Raw genomic sequence first — 16291 nt, 5'->3', positions numbered from 1 at the left:
GAAGGTTTTTGTAATTTTTGGCAATAGCCCAAAAAAATCATGAAAACCGAGAAAGAGAAAATGCTAGCGGGAGATCTTTACAATGCATCGGATCCCGAGTTGGTGTATGATCGCCTCCAAGCGAGACTGCATCAGAAAGAGTTCAATGATTCCGGAGAAGATCAATTGGAACTAAGGGAGGAAGCCTTACGCAAATGGCTTCCCAATGCCGGCGAAGACTTGTGTATTCAGCCTCCTTTCTTTTGCGACTATGGATACAATCTAAAGATCGGTCATCAGGTATTTTTCAATTTCAACTGTGTGGTGCTCGATGTGATGCCTGTTTTGATCGGAGATCGCAGTATGTTTGGTCCTCATGTCCAGATTTACACTGCCACTCATCCGATGGATGCTAATGAGAGGGCCAAAGGATTGGAATCCGCTCGGCCGATTTCCATTGGGGAAGATGTGTGGGTGGGAGGTAATGTCGTGATTTGTCCTGGAGTGACTATCGGAGATCGTAGTGTCATCGGAGCTGGCAGCGTGGTGACCAAAGACATTCCATCAGATGTGTTTGCAGCCGGAAATCCCTGCAGAGTAATCCGGCAATTGAATGAGTAGGAAAAGCTTTTCTCTAAATTCTATGGATACAAACCCAAATCTTGATTTTTTCTTTGACAAACCATCGAAGTGGCAGGAAGCATATCACGCTCTACGTCAGATTGTGCTCAAGACCGGGCTCAAGGAAGAACTGAAATGGGGTTGTCCTTGCTACACTTTTCAAGGGAGTAATGTTGCCCTGATTCATGGATTCAAGGATTATTGTGCTATTCTTTTTCATAAAGGGGCCTTGCTCGAAGATGTACATGGGATGCTCATTCAGCAAACAAAGAATGTACAAGCCGCTCGCCAGATACGATTTGAAAACCTGAAGGAGATTCAATGCAAAAAAGAAGAAATCCAATCTTATCTCTTTCAAGCGATAGAAGTAGAAAAAGCCGGTGTCAAGGTGGAGTTGAAAAAAACTACCGAATTCGAAATGGTAGAAGAATTTAAGAATGCATTGGAGGAAGATGAACTATTGAAAAAGGCTTTTGAATCCCTCACGCCGGGTAGGCAGAGAGCTTACTTGCTATACTTTTCGCAGGCTAAACAATCCAAGACTAGACTATCAAGAGTCGAGAAGAAGAAGCCGGCCATATTGCAAGGGAAAGGACTAAATGATTGAGAAGGAACAATGAGTCAATCAAAGTTGAAATATTCTCATTTGGCTCAAATTACTGGAGTTTTAGCACCTATTACCTTTTGTATCTTGTTTTGGGTGTTTGGTAAAGCAAATCCAAGTTTTGATTTCCTTGAGGACTATGTGAGCAAATTGGGAGCGGCAGGTGAGCCTAATGCTTTCCTCTGGAATCTTCTTGGGTTTTTTCTGGTCGGGATTCTTTTGGCGGTGTTTGGTTATTGCTATGGGGCAACTATCCAAAACAGACTGGTGGGATTTCTTTTGGGAGGGTTTGGGCTAGGCTTTTCACTCATTTCGATTCCGATAAGCATGAATAACCCGGAGGCTTTGGTTTCCAAATTTCACATACTTGCAGTTTGTTTGGGCTTGGCCTGCTGGATGTTTGGCTTGGCTAAAATAAGTGCCATATCTGGGATTAGTCCACAAACAAAAATCCTGTCAAATCTTGCGGCAGGCGCAATAGTGATATCTATTTTTGGATTCGTCTTTGGATTTTATTCCATGACAGTGACCCATAGATTGGTGTTTTCCGTGGTGTTTTTTTGGACCTTTTTGACATCTTTGGGGTTGTGGTCAGATCTTGGCCAAACAGCAAAATCAATTCAATGAATTTTCAAGTTGTTTTATTTATCCCGCTCTTCGTGATTTCATTTTCCACTCATGCACAAACCGGCTATCAGGATGAAATGGGCCGCGAAGTCAGCAGGGAATATTTTGAAAAGCAAATCTTGGAAGGTCCATATTTCGGAATTCCTGATGGAGATAATGGTAAAACTCTCGTTCACAGAATGCCTTTTGGCAAGGTAGACCCTACACCGTTTTTTGAAAAAACTGGGAATTCTGAAGCTCTGGAACAAGGTCTATCACTTATAGTCATTTATTATCCTGGCAAGGATGAATGCAATTCGACTGGAGAAGGGAACAACTCTTCGTCCATTGCTAAAGAGCATAAGACTTTGTCCAGATGGGCACAAAAAGGAAATGCTGCTCCTCCCGTCTATATCTATGGCAATCCTCACGGACTGGAAAAATATGGAGATAAAGTGGCGTGGATTCCGGATCCGGATCATGTCTTCCAAGATCAGTTTTTTCGGTATCCCTATCCCTGCGGGAGTTTCGTAGTGATTCATCCGAGCGGGGAATTCAGAGGCATTTTGGGAGAATATCCACTGAGTCAAATCCAAGTAGCACTTAAAAAACTGAATCGTGCCAATTGAATCAATACATATCAGAGAAGTCAGGCAGGAAGAGATAGGACAATTGGTCCAAATGGCCCGAAAGGCATTTTTGCAGGCGTTTACTGAAGGAAATAAACCTGAGAATGTAGCTTACTATCTCGATGAGGCCTTTACTGAAAAACAGTTTGAAAAGGAATGGAGAGACGATGGCTCACAGTTTTTTGTAGTAGATAGAGCCGGCCAAATCATTGGCTATACCAAAGTAAATGAAGTGCCTTCTCAGACAGATATTCATGATCCAGATAGTCTGGAAGTGGCTCGGCTATACGTCTTAGAGGACTATCTGGGACTGGGCGTGGGAAAGAAATTGCTAGATATGAATATAGCTCTTGCCAAACAAAAAGGAAAATCATACCTCTGGCTGGGTGTCTGGGAAAAGAATGCCCGTGCCATTCGATTCTATGAGAAAAATGGACTGAAAATCTTCGGTTCCCATCCTTTTCCTTTTGGAGATGAAATCCAAACAGACTATTTGATGCGGATAGATTTGGCTTGATTCCTTATATTCAAATTTGACTTTGAATCAAGTGACTATGGAACTAAAGAATCCCAAACTTTTGATTTTGGGAATAGCGATTTTGGGAGCGGCTATCTACTTCCAGACTTTTGGTTTTGGCTATTCGGCAGATGATGGGATCTATACCTACTTCAACCGTGTGACCCAAAAAGGACTGGATGAATGGACTGAGCTATTCAAATATGGCTCAATGAATTTCATAGAGATCAGCCCGTCCAATACCAGTATATATCGTCCTCTGTCACTATTGACTTTTGCTATCGAGCATGCAATTGTGGGTGATTTCAAAGCGGGAGTAGGGCATGGGGTAAATGTCGTCCTCTATTTCGTATTACTCTTGGTTATCGGCTTGCTGCTTTTAGAATTGTTTCGCAAGAGGCAGATTCCGAATTGGGTGTTGATTGTGATTCTGGCTTTGTATGCACTGCACCCGATCCATACCGAAGTAGTCGCCTCTGTCAAAAGTCGAGACACCTTGCTTTCGGCTGTTTTTGCATTTTCATCGATATTGATTTGGGTCAGGTCAGGCTCTCAGATTTCCCCATTGCGTTGGGCTGCAATCTTGATTTTGTTTTTCTTTTCTTTGATTTCCAAAGAAGAAAGTATTCCGCTTCTAGCTGTTTTGGTGGCAATCTCCTGGTTTTTTGATCATAAAAAATTAGTACCTAGCATCCAGTCAATGCTGCCATTTTTGATCCCGGTAATCCTTTACTTGGGAATCAGGGCGGTAGTCTTGGATCCTGTCGATCTCTCCTATACCAGCGGGGTTAATAGCATCCTATACTTGGCCAACGGGGCTGAGTTTTTGGCTACCAACTTGTATATCTATCTACAGTACGTCAAGTTGCTTTTCTTTCCGCATCCTTTGTCATGGGATTATTCATTCAACCAGATCTCAATCCAGACCTTTTCCAGTCCTTGGGTATGGTTGTCTCTCTTGCTATTTGTTGGCTTGATCTATGGTGCTGTCAAAGGGTTAAAAACTAGGAGTCTATTCAGTTTCGGGATTATATTTTACTTGGCGACTTTTTCCATTTTTGCCAATTTGACTACTTCTTTGATCATCGGTTCCAATCTCGGAGAGCGCTTTATGTTTATCCCTTCTTTGGCGTTTTGTATTTTGATAGGATTTGGATTGAAAGAACTAAGTGAACGCTGGGCTAGACCACAATTTCTATTTCTATTGATGCTGCCGGTTTTGCTGGCTTTCTCATGGAAAACATATAGTCGCTCTCAGGTTTGGGAAAGTAATTTGACGCTTTCGGCTTCCGGAGTCAAGACTTCACCAAAGAGCTGGCGAACCCACATGATGTATGCTGAAGAACTTCGTCAAAGAGGCAATGCCTTGAAGAAGACCGACGAAGATTCTTCCAAAGTCTATTTTCAAGAGGCTTTAAACCACTACCAAAACAGTTTTGAAATCTTGGGTCCCAACGCCGGAGTTTCTCAGTACTTGAGTCCCTACGCGGAGGTACTTCTGGCCATGGGAGATTCCACGCAGGCAATGGAGCTTTTCGAAGCGAGCGTCAAAAAAGCTCCGAGAATCCACTATGCGTGGTTCAAATTGGGAATGATTCACTTTGCCAAGGGAGACTATGAGCAGTCGAGAGAAATGTACCTCAAAGCCTTGGAGGCTGATCGGCCAGACTACTATGCCACGTATAAGAATTTGGCTCAAGTTTATTTTCGATTGGATCAAAATGCCGCCGCGATCTTAGCCTTTGAAAAGTCAAAATCATACAAAGAAGATCCGGAAATCGATAAGCTTTTGGCCTATCTCTACACCCAAGAGGGAATGCTCGACAAGGCCGAAGCGCTTCAGGTGCAGGATTCTACTTTTAGCGTCGAGGAAACACGGTTTGCGGTGGAATTGCGAAAAGGAAATGAGGCTTTTGCTCAAGAGAGATATCAGGATGCCATCGCCCAATTTGAGAAGGTGGAGGAAGACTACAATCAATTGGATGGAGCAAGTCGATTCCCTAATTATTATGCTGCATTTGGGAAGGCACTGATAGAGATCGGGGACACCCTAGCTGCCAAACAGCGCTTCACCAAAGCATATGCTATCATTCCGGATAATCATGTCGTATTGACCAATTTGGGAATTATTGCTCTGCTGAAGGAAAAGAAATATCCACAGGCTGAGCAGTATTTCCGAGCGGCGATTCAGTCCGATCCTGAGGATCCTTTTTCTGCCAGAGTCAATCTGGGGACGGCGCTGATTCTCCAGAGAAAGGAAAAGGAGGCTATTCAAGTATTGGAAGATGCGCTGAACTATGGATCGAGTCGTCCTGTAATCGGCAATCTTTATTTGCTCAACAAGGCCACCGGCAATACTGATCGGATGAACTACTACCAAAACCTTCTGAACCAATAAGTCTGCGTTTCCAAACTGTGAAATTTTGGATTTTTGCCTATTCTGTTTTGTCATGTGAGAGTTGCAGGAGTAATTTTAAAGAAAAAATGATGAGAAAGTCGCTCGTGTTTGCAGTCGCTTGGATACTCTTGGGAGTTTCAGCAGTGGCACAAGAAAAACAGCCCATTGTGATCTTGATTTCTTTGGATGGATTTCGCTATGACTATGTGGAGCGTTTTCAGCCAGAGAATATCACCAAACTCATCCAGCAGGGTACTGCAGCTCAGAGTTTGATCCCTTCTTTTCCCAGCAAGACATTTCCAAATCATTATACCATCGCTACAGGGATGAAGCCTGAGCACCATGGTGTGGTGGACAATAATTTCTACAACCCTACCAAAGACCAGCAATATTCCATTTCCAACCGTGCCATTGTGACGGACGGATCGTGGTACGGAGGTACGCCTCTTTGGGTCTTGGCGGAGCAGCATGACAAGAAATCTGCGAGCTATTTCTTTGTTGGGAGTGAAGCGGATATCCAGGGAGTCAGCCCTTCTTATTATTTCGATTACGATGGATCGGTTCCTAATCTCACTCGGATAGCACAGGTTTTTGAGTGGCTACAGCTACCGGATGATGAGCGACCTCAGATGATTACCATGTATTTTTCTGATATGGATGATACAGGACACCTCTATGGACCACATAATGACGAACAGCTCAAGAAAACGCTGACTCGACTGGATGCAGAACTGGGGGCCTTATTCGAAGGTGTCAAAAGCTTTGATTTGCCGATTTCCATTGTATTGGTGTCGGATCATGGGATGGCTGAAGTAGCTCAGGAAAAGCTGCTCAATCTGGAGCCTTTGGTAGAAGGAATAGCTGCCAGAGTGGTCAATTCAGGAGCTTTGGTACATCTGCATCTGAAAGATGGAGTAGACAAAGAAGAAACGATCCGGCTCATCGAGTCGCGAGGAGAGCATATACATGTCATCAATGTGGAGGATAGAGAATATTACCAGGATCTGAGTCTGCACCAGGACCTTATGGGAGATTTGTTGATTATTCCGGATTTGGGATATTATCTGACAGACAGCCGGGGGCTTTTCCGCTATCAAAACAAAGGAGCAATGGCTAAAACCGGTAACTTTGGGGAGCACGGGTATAGTCCGGATTATCCGGAAATGCACGGTATTTTCTATGCATGGGGGCCGCGCATCAAGCAGGGATTCACTATTGACTCCTTTGAAAATATTCATATCTATCCTTTGATCTGTGAACTTTTGGGCCTTCCCGTTCCTTCTGATATCGATGGCAGAGTAGAAGTCCTACAAGCAGTGATAGATTGATGGTGAAAAATGGATAGAGTAGAGATCAAAAGCAGAAAGGAAGTTGATTTTTTGGTTCGCAGGTTTTATGACAAAGTCCGTGAGCACGATTCGTTGGGGCCTATATTCAACCAAATAGTAGAAGACTGGGACACGCATCTGGAGCATCTGAGTGATTTTTGGGAGATGATATTGCTCCAAACTGGCCCAGGAAGAGGCAAGTTTAATCCAACGAAGGTACATCGGGAAGTAGATGCACAGGTAGAGCACAGGATCGATCAAGCACATTTTGGGAATTGGCTGGAGTTGTGGTTTGATACAGTCAATCGCTATTTTGAAGGAGAGCATGCCGAATATGCCAAAGAGCATGCCCGGCGCATGGCCCACATGCTATTTATGAGGATTTGGGAGGCCAGGCCTCATTGATCGGTAGCTTCCCAGTATTCAGTATTTTTTGTAGATTGAATGGACGAAATCAAGATAGCCAAGTCAATTCTTTTTGGAGCCCATGAAAAATCGCTACTTCATTCTTCTGTCACTTTTCCTCTTTCTGGCAAGCGTGTCGGCCTTTCCGCAGACTCCTTTGTTTGAATCTGAAGAGATTTTGGATTTGAAAATGAAGTTTTCAGTCAAAGATATTCGAAAGGATAGCAATGATTCGACTTATGTGGATGAGGTGATTTCATTTAAAAACGAACTGGGCGAATGGGAGGAGATTGAAGTAGAAATGAGAACTCGGGGCAATTTTCGTCTGACCAATTGCTACTATCCGCCATTGCGACTGAAGTTTAAGAAAAAACGAAGAGCAGGGACAGTCTTTGAGCAAAATAAAAGCATCAAACTCGTCATGCCCTGTGCCAAATCAAATCAGGCTGATAGCTATGTGGCCAAAGAGCTGATGTGCTACAAGATGATGGAGGAGGTCACGGCCTATACTTTTTCCACTCGGATGGTCAGAATATTTTTTGAAAATGAAGATGATAAGAAAGGAGAGGTGGAGCTACTTGGTTTTTTGATCGAAGATGATGATGACGTAGCAGATAGATTTGAAGGCGATATTGCCGATGACCGTAAAATAATCAGTGCCTTGCTGGAAGACTCTGCGGCGGTGCGGCATGATATGTTTCAGTATATGATCGGTAATACAGATTATTCAGGCCTATTCAAACATAACCAGAAAGTACTGCAGCTCGATGAGCAAACTGTCGTACCGCTTGCCTATGATTTTGATATGACGGGGATGGTCAATCCTCCCTATGCTCAAGTCAATCCCAAACTGGGGATCGAGAATGTAAAGCAGCGATTGTACCGGGGATATTGCCGACCGGAGCCTCTGATGCAGCATGTCCGGCAGGAGTTTTTGGATAAGGAAAGTCGATTTTATGAGATTGCTACTGAATACGGTACTTGGCTGTCTTCAGGCGAGCTCAAGGAAATAGAGCGATTTTTGAAGGAATTTTTTGCACTGATCGGAAATGATAAAGCCTTTGAAAAGGGAGTTTTGGCGGACTGTCGAAGCTTTTAGTGAAAGTCTTTGAGCTTATCCAGAATATCCTTAAAATCGGGCAATAAAAGCATTGACTATGATGTGGAAGAAAAAGGAAATCTCCCCGGAGCAGCTGGAAAAGCAGCGTCAAAGAGAAATTGATCGGGAAATCCAGAGTTCCAAAAATGAGAAAAAAGACGGAACCAAAACTCATGGAGAAATCCTGCGTGATCAGATTACCGATGCACTGGAAACGTATGATAAAAGCTCTAGTTCGATACTGCTGAGCTCATTGACTGCAGGAATGGAGATCGGTTTTAGCTATCTTCTACTTTGTAGCTTGTTTTTCTTTTTGGAGGGAAAGGTCGAGGAAGATTCGATTTTTAAGATGATTTCACTGGTATATCCATTGGGATTTATTCTGGTAGTTTTGGGGCAGAGCATTCTATTCACCGAACAGACGGCTTTGTTGACGCTTCCGGTATTGAATAAGAAAAGAAGTCTCTCCAGTATGCTTCGCTTATGGGGCTTGGTGGTGAGTGGTAATCTACTGGGTGGATATTTTATTGGACTTTTGCTGATTTGGCTGGGGCCAAGATTGGGGATTTTTGATCTGAGAGTCATCGAGACGATCGCCCTGCATGTCATAGATGCCAAAGTTCCGGTAATACTGGTCAGTGCACTTCTCGCGGGCTGGCTGATGGGCTTGCTATCTTGGTTGCTGGCTTCTTTTCGAGATACAATCAGTCAGATTGTAGTTATTTTTCTGATCACATCGGTTTTGTCTTTTACAAGTCTTCATCACAGCATTATCGGCAATATTGAAGTCTTTGCAGGAACGATCACTTCAGATCAGATTGGAATAGGGGATTACCTGACTTTTCAGTCTACAGCGTTGATAGGCAACGCGCTTGGAGGAGCTATTTTTGTCGCACTACTCAAATACAGAGCTTTTGTATTCAATATTGGGAAGTAAGATCATCTTACGCTTTTGCTTTGTAGCTTTTGTACTGTCAGGATCCATTGCTTGTAATCCAAATGGAGACCGTGACTCAGTGAATTTATCTTCCTACGAAGCCAGGATTATGGATTCTTTGCTGATTGACCACTTGGGAAATCTGTGGCTATTAGACTATGATTTTCAATCAGAAACTTATATGTCATGGGGAACTGGACAAAGAGATCTGCTTTTGATATCAAAAAAGGGGGAGATAGTATCTCAGTTCGATATTCCATCTGACGGTCCTAATCGAATTGGGTCCATTACCTCGCTTGATTTTGAAAATGGAGAGGTCCGTATTCTAGAAAATCCGGGTAAGATTGTTCATCTAAATGGAGATGGTGAAATTGTCAAGAAAATCGATTTCCCGGTTTATGGTTTTTACCTCAACGGTATAGCAGGAGATCCTTATTTTCCATTTAAAAATGAAATAGCATTTGTAAGACCAGAGAAAGAGCTTTCTCAAGAGGATATAGATTGGGACGAGTTTTATGAAACCGGTTTTCAAAAAATCTATCAGCAACCCATCTTAGAGGTGCTGGACACCATGACAATGAAGAGTAGGTTGACCATGGAATTTCCTAAAGAGTCTATTTACCAAGATGGAAAGTTCTATAATTGGATGTTTCCTACAGTCACCAAAGAAGGAAAGAATTGGATGCTATATTTCAGAGGAGAAATGAAATTTTTCCTTTATCAGGAAGTTGATAATGAAATTGTTTTCAGTCAAGTAGTTGATCTTAATGTGGTGGATGCCGTGCCTGCAGTCGGGGTTCCATTTGACCAAATTGACGAGTATGATGAGTTGCGGGCCAAATCAGTTTCTGGAAATATCCAATCGATTATCCCGACAAGTGATGGATACTTTGTGCTCTATAAGAAAGGCCTGAAAGAAGATGAGATCAAAGACTTCGATTTGAATAGCATGCATGGAAGAATGGCGATGCAACGTTCCAATCCTTATTTCTTGGCTCTTTTGGATGATGAGTTTAACTTAATTCAAAACGATATCCAACTTCCCAAAGGTGTGATTTATTCCAGTTTTTTGAGTCCTGAAGGTACTTTGCTTGGTTTGAAAGATCAGGATTATTTTGGAGTTGAGGAAGACAGAAATTGCTATTATTTCATTGCTATTTCTGTCTCGAAGTAAGAATAAGAAAGACATCAATTCAACAAAACCTCATCCATAAAAACCCATCCTTTGGCTCCGGCACCCGGATGCCAAGAAGGAAGCGATTTAATTGGAGTCACGATAATTTTTAGCCGATCATAGGACTTGTTTTCGACCGGGTAGAGGAGCAATTCGGAGCGGATCTCCTGAATACTCGTTGAGGTCTGAGGTTGATCGTCTACCAAGAGATTCCAGTTTCCTTGACTTTTGGCAAGGATCTGGACCCTGGTGGGAGGGAAGATATATGCGCCTTCATGGTAGAGCATACTTAAGCCGATAGACTGGATGTGCTGTAGCTCTGCTCCACTAAACTCCACTGTTAGGTCTTTGTCTTGATAGCCTAACCATTCTCCTGATGTATGGTTGTTTTTTCCCTTCACTTGATCAAAAAGTGTCCGAGCTCCCTGAGCCTTGTATCTCTCATTGGGCGGACTCAAGAGTTCATAATCCTGCGGACTCAGACCAGACTTCATATAGACGGTAGTGCTGCTTGGTGACCCGATCCAGTCTTGAGCAAAAGCTCTTACATGTAGTTTGCCAGAAGTGTGCATCCAGATAGGTGAGTCATAGATCGGAGAGGTTAGACTATCAGGCTCTGATCCATCCAGTGTATAACGCAGCTCAGTGGTGTGGATAGGATGCTTGATTTCTATTTTGAGACTGTCAGAAAAGAAGATTTTATCCTGCTTGATGGAAGGAGCGTTGAGCTGATAGCTGATGCCACTCCCGTCAAAACCAAAATCAATGGAGGTGCCAGTTAATGCTTGAGTCAAATCATTTTTTTGTGTTTGGTCCAGATTCTTTTGCCAGAGATACAGGTTGCGCAATCCTTTCATTCCAGCTACAAGTTGAAGATCTTCTTGCTCCAGTTCGTTTCCTGAAAGGGCCAAATCTAGTAAGTTGGGAATCTCAGAAATGGCCTGAATCTGATCTTTTCCCAAATCGGTGAAATTCAAACTTAATTTTTCCAAGTGAGGGAAATCTTTCAGAAATAGCAAATCGACGTCTTGCAAGGGCATTTTATTCATGTTGATTTCTACCACTTGTTCCTTGACTTCTTTGAGATCTTGGAGAGACTCCGGATCAAAAGCCGCAATCCCAAAATAGGAAACCAGTAAAGCAGGAGAACCGGGATAGAGCGGATGGACCGTCCTGTAGAAATTGTTGAGTTCTTTGATCGTTTCCGGATCTGCAGACTCAAAATCGTAGCTTTTGTTTTTGTCAAATCGAAGTGAAGCAAACTGAAACAGTTCACTTTCCGGGGCTGAGTCTTCTACTTTCTGGTCAAAATGTCCTCCCTGAGCTACCCAAGCTTGAATAATCATCAGTTCATCGTCGGTAAGCTGGCTTTTGTTTTTGGGAGGCATGTGTTTCTTATCATCCTCTGGCAAGTGAAGTCGCTCGATCAGGATTGATTTTTCAGGGTTGCCCGCCAAAAAAAGTGGGCCTGTTTTCCCTCCTTTTTGGATAGCCTCTTGACTGTCCAGACGAAGTTCCCCTTTGATTTTCCCTTCTTTATGGCAAGAGATGCATTTTGATTCCAAAATCGGTTGAACCATATCCCGGAATACTTCAGCCTCTGCCAGAGTAGGGAGTTCCTGCGTCTCTGACTTCAGAGGAGCCAATAAGAAATCTTCTCCATGAGTCAGGTTGGCTCCCCAATGCCCGGTCAAAACAATTCCTACTGTCACTAGTAGGCTCAGACTGGTACGAATGGAAGCTTGCTTGCTTCGAAGAAAATAGAGCAGTATAGCAAGGACAAAAACTCCCAATCCGGCCCACTGATGCAGCAATAGAGCTTCTCCATCGTATTCCTCCCGTGCGAGTAGCAGACCAGCAATGACCGTAAGGCCTGCCAGATTGGTACCGATCAAAAACGTAAACTCTCCGATTTCTCTGATTTCTTGATTTTTGCGGAAGCTGGGCAAAAAGAAAAAGACTATTCCCAGCAGTAGAAGGACAATCGGGAAATGAAGGATAAGCGGATGGGCCCTTCCTGCCACTTGGAGCATTTCAGGAAACTGAAAGTCAGCAGGAGCCAAGGTCAAAATCAGACTGAATCCCGCCAAGACAAAGATGCAATTCTCAAGGAGATTGCGAAAGAAACTCGTATTGGGCATATCTAAGCAATCAAATCTTTAATGACATGTCCGGATACGTCGGTCAGTCGGTATCTTCTTCCAAGATGTTTGTATGTGAGCTTTTCATGGTCTATTCCCATGAGATTCATGACTGTGGCCTGAAAGTCGTGTACATGGACAGGATCTTTGACGATGTTGTATCCAAATTCATCTGTTTCGCCATAGACCATACCGGATTTGACACCGCCGCCGGCCATCCAGATAGAAAATGCTCTGGGATGGTGATCCCTTCCATAATTATCCACTTGGATATTGCCTTGGCAGTAATTGGTTCTGCCAAATTCTCCTCCCCAGATCACGAGAGTTTCATCTAGGAGTCCACGTTGTTTGAGATCTGTGATCAAGGCAGCTGAAGCCTGATCGACATCTTTTGCCTGAAGGGCCATTTCATTGGGCAAATTACCATGCTGATCCCAGCCTTGATGATAGAGCTGGACAAATCTTACACCGCTTTCTGACAGTTTTCTAGCCAAAAGGCAATTGGCTGCATAGGTGCCAGGGACGAGACAGTCAGGTCCGTATAATTTCACGATAGAGTCGGGCTCTTTGGAGACGTCGGTCATCTCGGGGACAGCGGTCTGCATGCGGAAGGCCATTTCATATTGCTGAACTTTGGCTGAGATTGCAGGGTCGTTGAATTCCCGATAACTCAAGTCATTCATGGCAGCGATCTGATCAAGCATTTTCCTACGCTCACTGCGGCTCATCGATTCCGGATCTTTGAGATAAAGCACCGGGTCATCAGAATTAGAAAACTGAACACCCTGATGTGTCGCATCAAGGAAGCCATTGCTCCAGAGTTTGGAGTAGACACCCTGCCCGTTTCCTTTGCCTCTGCTCAAGAGTACGCAGAAAGCAGGTAAATTGCTGTTTTCGCTTCCTAGACCGTAGCTCAGCCAACTCCCCATGCTGGGACGATTGCCTACCTGAGCTCCTGTTTGGAAAAATGTCAATGCAGGATCATGGTTGATAGCCTCGGTATGCATGGATTTGACGATGCAGATGTCATCTACGATACTTGCCGTATGGGGGAAAAGAGATGAGATCCACGCTCGACTTTCACCGTATTGCTGAAAGTCATAATAGGATCCTACCAAAGGAAAGCGGTCCTGTCCAGCAGTCATCCCCGTGAGACGCTGACCTTGTCGGATAGATTCTGGCAAATCCTGGCCGTAGCTTTTTTGCAAAAGGGGTTTGTAATCAAAGGATTCCAATTGGGATGGAGCCCCATTTTGGAAAAGATAAATAACCCGTTTAGCCTTGGGAGCAAAATGAGGCAATGCCGCCATCATCGCTTCTTCAGCGCCACTTTTTCCCGAAAACAAATCCGGGATCAAGAGCGAACCCAAAGCCGCACTTCCCACACCTAAACTCAAGCGGGAAAGAAATTTTCTTCGATTCAGATTTAGTCCCTGTTCTAGTATTTCCTTTTCCATACTCAAATCTTGGTTATAGTTTCTTCCAAATTATACAGACTCACGATGACCTGCATCAAAGCGGCAGTTTTGGGATTGATATCTTCGTTTTCTAGAGGATAATCACCCACTTCCAGAGTAGGTTTTACCTGATCTTGATGTGATTCAAATCGCTCCAGCTGATCTTCGAAATACTCTTCCAATAGGTCTTTTTCTTCAGACTTCATAGGTCTGCAGAGAATCCTCACAAAAGCTTCATTGATAGCGTCAGGACTGTCGGCATGCTTGTCCCATAGTGATGTCGCCAATACGCGAGATGCTTCCAATACCATGGGGTCATTCATCATGACCAGTGCTTGCAAGGGAGTGTTGGTCCTGCCTCGGGTGATTTCGCATCGATCCCGGTTGCTGGAGTCAAAAATGATGGCTTTAGGCGGTGGTACTGTCAGCTTGATGAAATTGTACAATCCTCTTCTGTAGAGACTTTCACCTTCGTCTTGGACATAGGTGGCCAGCACCCCTCTACCGGAACTCGCTGCTTCCCAAATGCCCTCTGGTTGATAGCCTTTGACACTGGGGCCTCCTACCTTCTGCACCAACAGGCCACTGCTGGCAAGTACGAGATCTTGTACATTCTCCGCGGGAAGCCTCAGTCGGGGAGCTCGAGCCAAATAGACATTGGCTGGATCTGTCTCAAGATGATCGGAGGTAATATGGGCTGATTGCCGATAAGTGGAGGAACTCATGATTTGCTTATAGAGCCTCTTGATGTCCCAGCCATTTTCCATAAAATCCACTGCTAGCCAATCCAGTAACTCCGGATGGGAGGGGAGATCTCCCTGCATTCCAAAATCACCAGCAGATTTGACGATACCTGTTCCGAAAATTTCCTGCCAAATCAAATTGACAAAAACTCTGGCTGTGAGCGGATTGTCCTTGGAAGTCGTCCACTGGGCCAGACCTAGTCTGTTTTGGGGAAGGGATTCTGGGAATTCCAAGATGGACTCTGGTGTGGAAGGAAATACCTCCGTAGAGGGTGCGTCATAGACACCTCTATCCAGAATGTATGTGGAGCGGGCTTCATCTTCGTCCAGTTCGCCCATGACAGAGATACTCAGCCTGGTACTGTCGGAGTAGTTGATAAAATCCAAGATCCCGTCAAGATCATCTCGCTCTACCCAGAGCACAGGGGTTTTGGCTGGTTTGGAAATACTTACATCACCTTCGTAGCCTTTTTCAGGAGTATTGTTGAAAAAAGCGAAAAACTCAAAATACTCTTTCTGAGAAAATGGATCGTATTTGTGATCATGGCATTGCGCACATTCCATGGTGATTCCCAGCACACCTTTAGAAAAGGTGTTGGTTTTGTCCAACACATATTCGATCCTATATTCTTCATCAATGACTCCGCCTTCTTCTGTGTATTTATGATTTCTATTGAAAGCAGTGGCCAGAATCTGCTCCTTGGTGGCATCTGGAAGTAAGTCTCCGGCGATCTGCCAAGTCAGAAATTGATCGTAAGGAAGGTTGTTGTTGAAAGCATGAATTACCCAATCCCGATAGGGCCATTGGCTTCGAATATTGTCGTCCTGATAGCCATAGCTATCCGCATAGCGTGAAAGGTCCATCCATAGGACGGCCAGTTTTTCACCGAAGGCTTTTTGATCCAGTAGTCCATCCAGCAGCTCCTCATAACTATGATCTCCTGAAAAATCTCCAAATCTCTCCAGCATTTCCGGGCTGGGAGGCAGGCCAGTTAGGTCCAGACTTGCTCGCTTGATCAGCTCATAGGGTTTGGCTTCAGGATTTGGTTCTAGGCCTACCGCTTTCATTTTCTGAAAAGCAAAGGCATCTATTTCATTGCTCGCCCAATCTACTTGTGAGGGTATTGCTCTTTTCTCAGGTTTGACAAAAGCCCAATGTGGCTCGTATTGGGCTCCTTGCTCAATCCACTTTTTGATGAGACCGATTTCCGACTCACTCAGTTTGAGGTTAGACTCTAGGGGAGGCATCAATTCTCCCGGATCTTCGGAGATGATTCGATGGAATACTTCTGATTCCATCGGTTTGCCTGCTACAATGGCAAATTTGTTTGGGTTTTCCTTCAGTGCAGCAAAGGCCGCTGACTCCACATCCAGACGCAAATCTGCCTCACGCTTATTGGCATCAGGACCGTGACATGCAAAACACTTGTCAGAAAGGATGGGGCGAATATGAAAATTGTAACTGACCTGATCTATTTCAGCGATGGATTGCTCCGATTCCTTGGTTTCTTGACAGGATAGAAAAAAAGGAATACTGCATAGCAATAGCCAGATGTTTCGTTTGGACAGGGTCATTTGGGTAAATATTTCGAATCCTTAAGTTAAAGAAGAATTTTATTAAAGTTCTGGCTATTTTAGAAAAAAAATGACCTT

The 16291-nt window shown here is 44.0% G+C and carries 14 protein-coding genes; 11 read left to right on the top strand and 3 right to left on the bottom strand.

Annotation, left to right across the window (positions count from 1 at the left end):
- The first annotated feature begins 39 nt into the window (after positions 1-39).
- The 11 genes from G460_RS0106345 to G460_RS0106295 all read left to right on the top strand — a co-directional run bounded on the left by G460_RS0106345 (position 40) and on the right by G460_RS0106295 (position 10297).
- On the top strand, positions 40-600 hold the full coding sequence (locus tag G460_RS0106345) for a sugar O-acetyltransferase (RefSeq protein WP_026954568.1): 561 nt from the start codon (positions 40-42) through the stop codon (positions 598-600).
- 22 nt (positions 601-622) lie between these two features.
- Positions 623-1207: a YdeI/OmpD-associated family protein gene (locus G460_RS0106340; protein ID WP_026954567.1), complete on the top strand. Its 585-nt coding sequence runs from the start codon at positions 623-625 to the stop codon at positions 1205-1207.
- A gap of 9 nt (positions 1208-1216) precedes the next feature.
- A complete protein-coding gene (locus tag G460_RS21540; RefSeq protein ID WP_051315945.1) occupies positions 1217-1831 on the top strand; it encodes a DUF998 domain-containing protein in 615 nt (204 codons plus the stop codon).
- The gene (locus G460_RS0106330) at positions 1828-2439 is read left to right on the top strand and encodes a hypothetical protein (protein WP_026954566.1); all 612 of its coding nucleotides are present in this window, start codon (positions 1828-1830) and stop codon (positions 2437-2439) included. The genes G460_RS21540 and G460_RS0106330 overlap by 4 nt, the downstream gene beginning before the upstream one ends.
- Positions 2429-2956: a GNAT family N-acetyltransferase gene (locus tag G460_RS0106325; protein WP_157366876.1), complete on the top strand. Its 528-nt coding sequence runs from the start codon at positions 2429-2431 to the stop codon at positions 2954-2956. The genes G460_RS0106330 and G460_RS0106325 overlap by 11 nt, the downstream gene beginning before the upstream one ends.
- 37 nt (positions 2957-2993) lie before the next feature.
- Complete coding sequence (locus G460_RS0106320; RefSeq protein ID WP_026954564.1) at positions 2994-5354, top strand: tetratricopeptide repeat protein; 2361 nt, start codon at positions 2994-2996, stop codon at positions 5352-5354.
- Positions 5355-5440: 86 nt separating this feature from the next.
- The gene (locus G460_RS0106315) at positions 5441-6682 is read left to right on the top strand and encodes an alkaline phosphatase family protein (RefSeq protein WP_245578706.1); all 1242 of its coding nucleotides are present in this window, start codon (positions 5441-5443) and stop codon (positions 6680-6682) included.
- Between the two features lie 9 nt (positions 6683-6691).
- Positions 6692-7087, top strand: coding sequence for a group III truncated hemoglobin (locus G460_RS0106310; protein WP_026954562.1), 396 nt, complete (start codon positions 6692-6694; stop codon positions 7085-7087).
- 82 nt (positions 7088-7169) lie between these two features.
- Positions 7170-8186, top strand: coding sequence for a hypothetical protein (locus G460_RS0106305; protein ID WP_026954561.1), 1017 nt, complete (start codon positions 7170-7172; stop codon positions 8184-8186).
- 58 nt (positions 8187-8244) lie between these two features.
- Positions 8245-9123 (top strand): formate/nitrite transporter family protein, encoded by an 879-nt coding sequence (locus tag G460_RS0106300; RefSeq protein ID WP_211226739.1) that lies wholly within the window; start codon positions 8245-8247, stop codon positions 9121-9123.
- Positions 9101-10297 carry a hypothetical protein gene (locus tag G460_RS0106295; protein WP_035464051.1) on the top strand — a complete coding sequence of 399 codons (1197 nt, stop codon included), beginning with the start codon at positions 9101-9103 and terminating at the stop codon, positions 10295-10297. The genes G460_RS0106300 and G460_RS0106295 overlap by 23 nt, the downstream gene beginning before the upstream one ends.
- 14 nt (positions 10298-10311) lie before the next feature.
- Here G460_RS0106295 and G460_RS0106290 read toward each other — a convergent pair whose 3' ends face one another.
- Genes G460_RS0106290 through G460_RS0106280 form a run of 3 tightly spaced genes read right to left on the bottom strand, consistent with a single transcriptional unit; the run spans position 10312 to position 16213 of the window.
- Positions 10312-12438: a c-type cytochrome domain-containing protein gene (locus tag G460_RS0106290; protein ID WP_026954558.1), complete on the bottom strand. Its 2127-nt coding sequence runs from the start codon at positions 12436-12438 to the stop codon at positions 10312-10314.
- Between the two features lie 2 nt (positions 12439-12440).
- Positions 12441-13895: a DUF1501 domain-containing protein gene (locus G460_RS0106285; RefSeq protein WP_026954557.1), complete on the bottom strand. Its 1455-nt coding sequence runs from the start codon at positions 13893-13895 to the stop codon at positions 12441-12443.
- Between the two features lie 2 nt (positions 13896-13897).
- Positions 13898-16213, bottom strand: coding sequence for a PSD1 and planctomycete cytochrome C domain-containing protein (locus G460_RS0106280; protein ID WP_026954556.1), 2316 nt, complete (start codon positions 16211-16213; stop codon positions 13898-13900).
- Positions 16214-16291: the final 78 nt, after the last annotated feature.

Source organism: Algoriphagus vanfongensis DSM 17529 (assembly GCF_000429465.1).
In the GTDB taxonomy this organism is placed as follows: Bacteria; Bacteroidota; Bacteroidia; order Cytophagales; family Cyclobacteriaceae; genus Algoriphagus; species Algoriphagus vanfongensis.
This window is presented reverse-complemented; position numbering and strand designations above follow the sequence as displayed.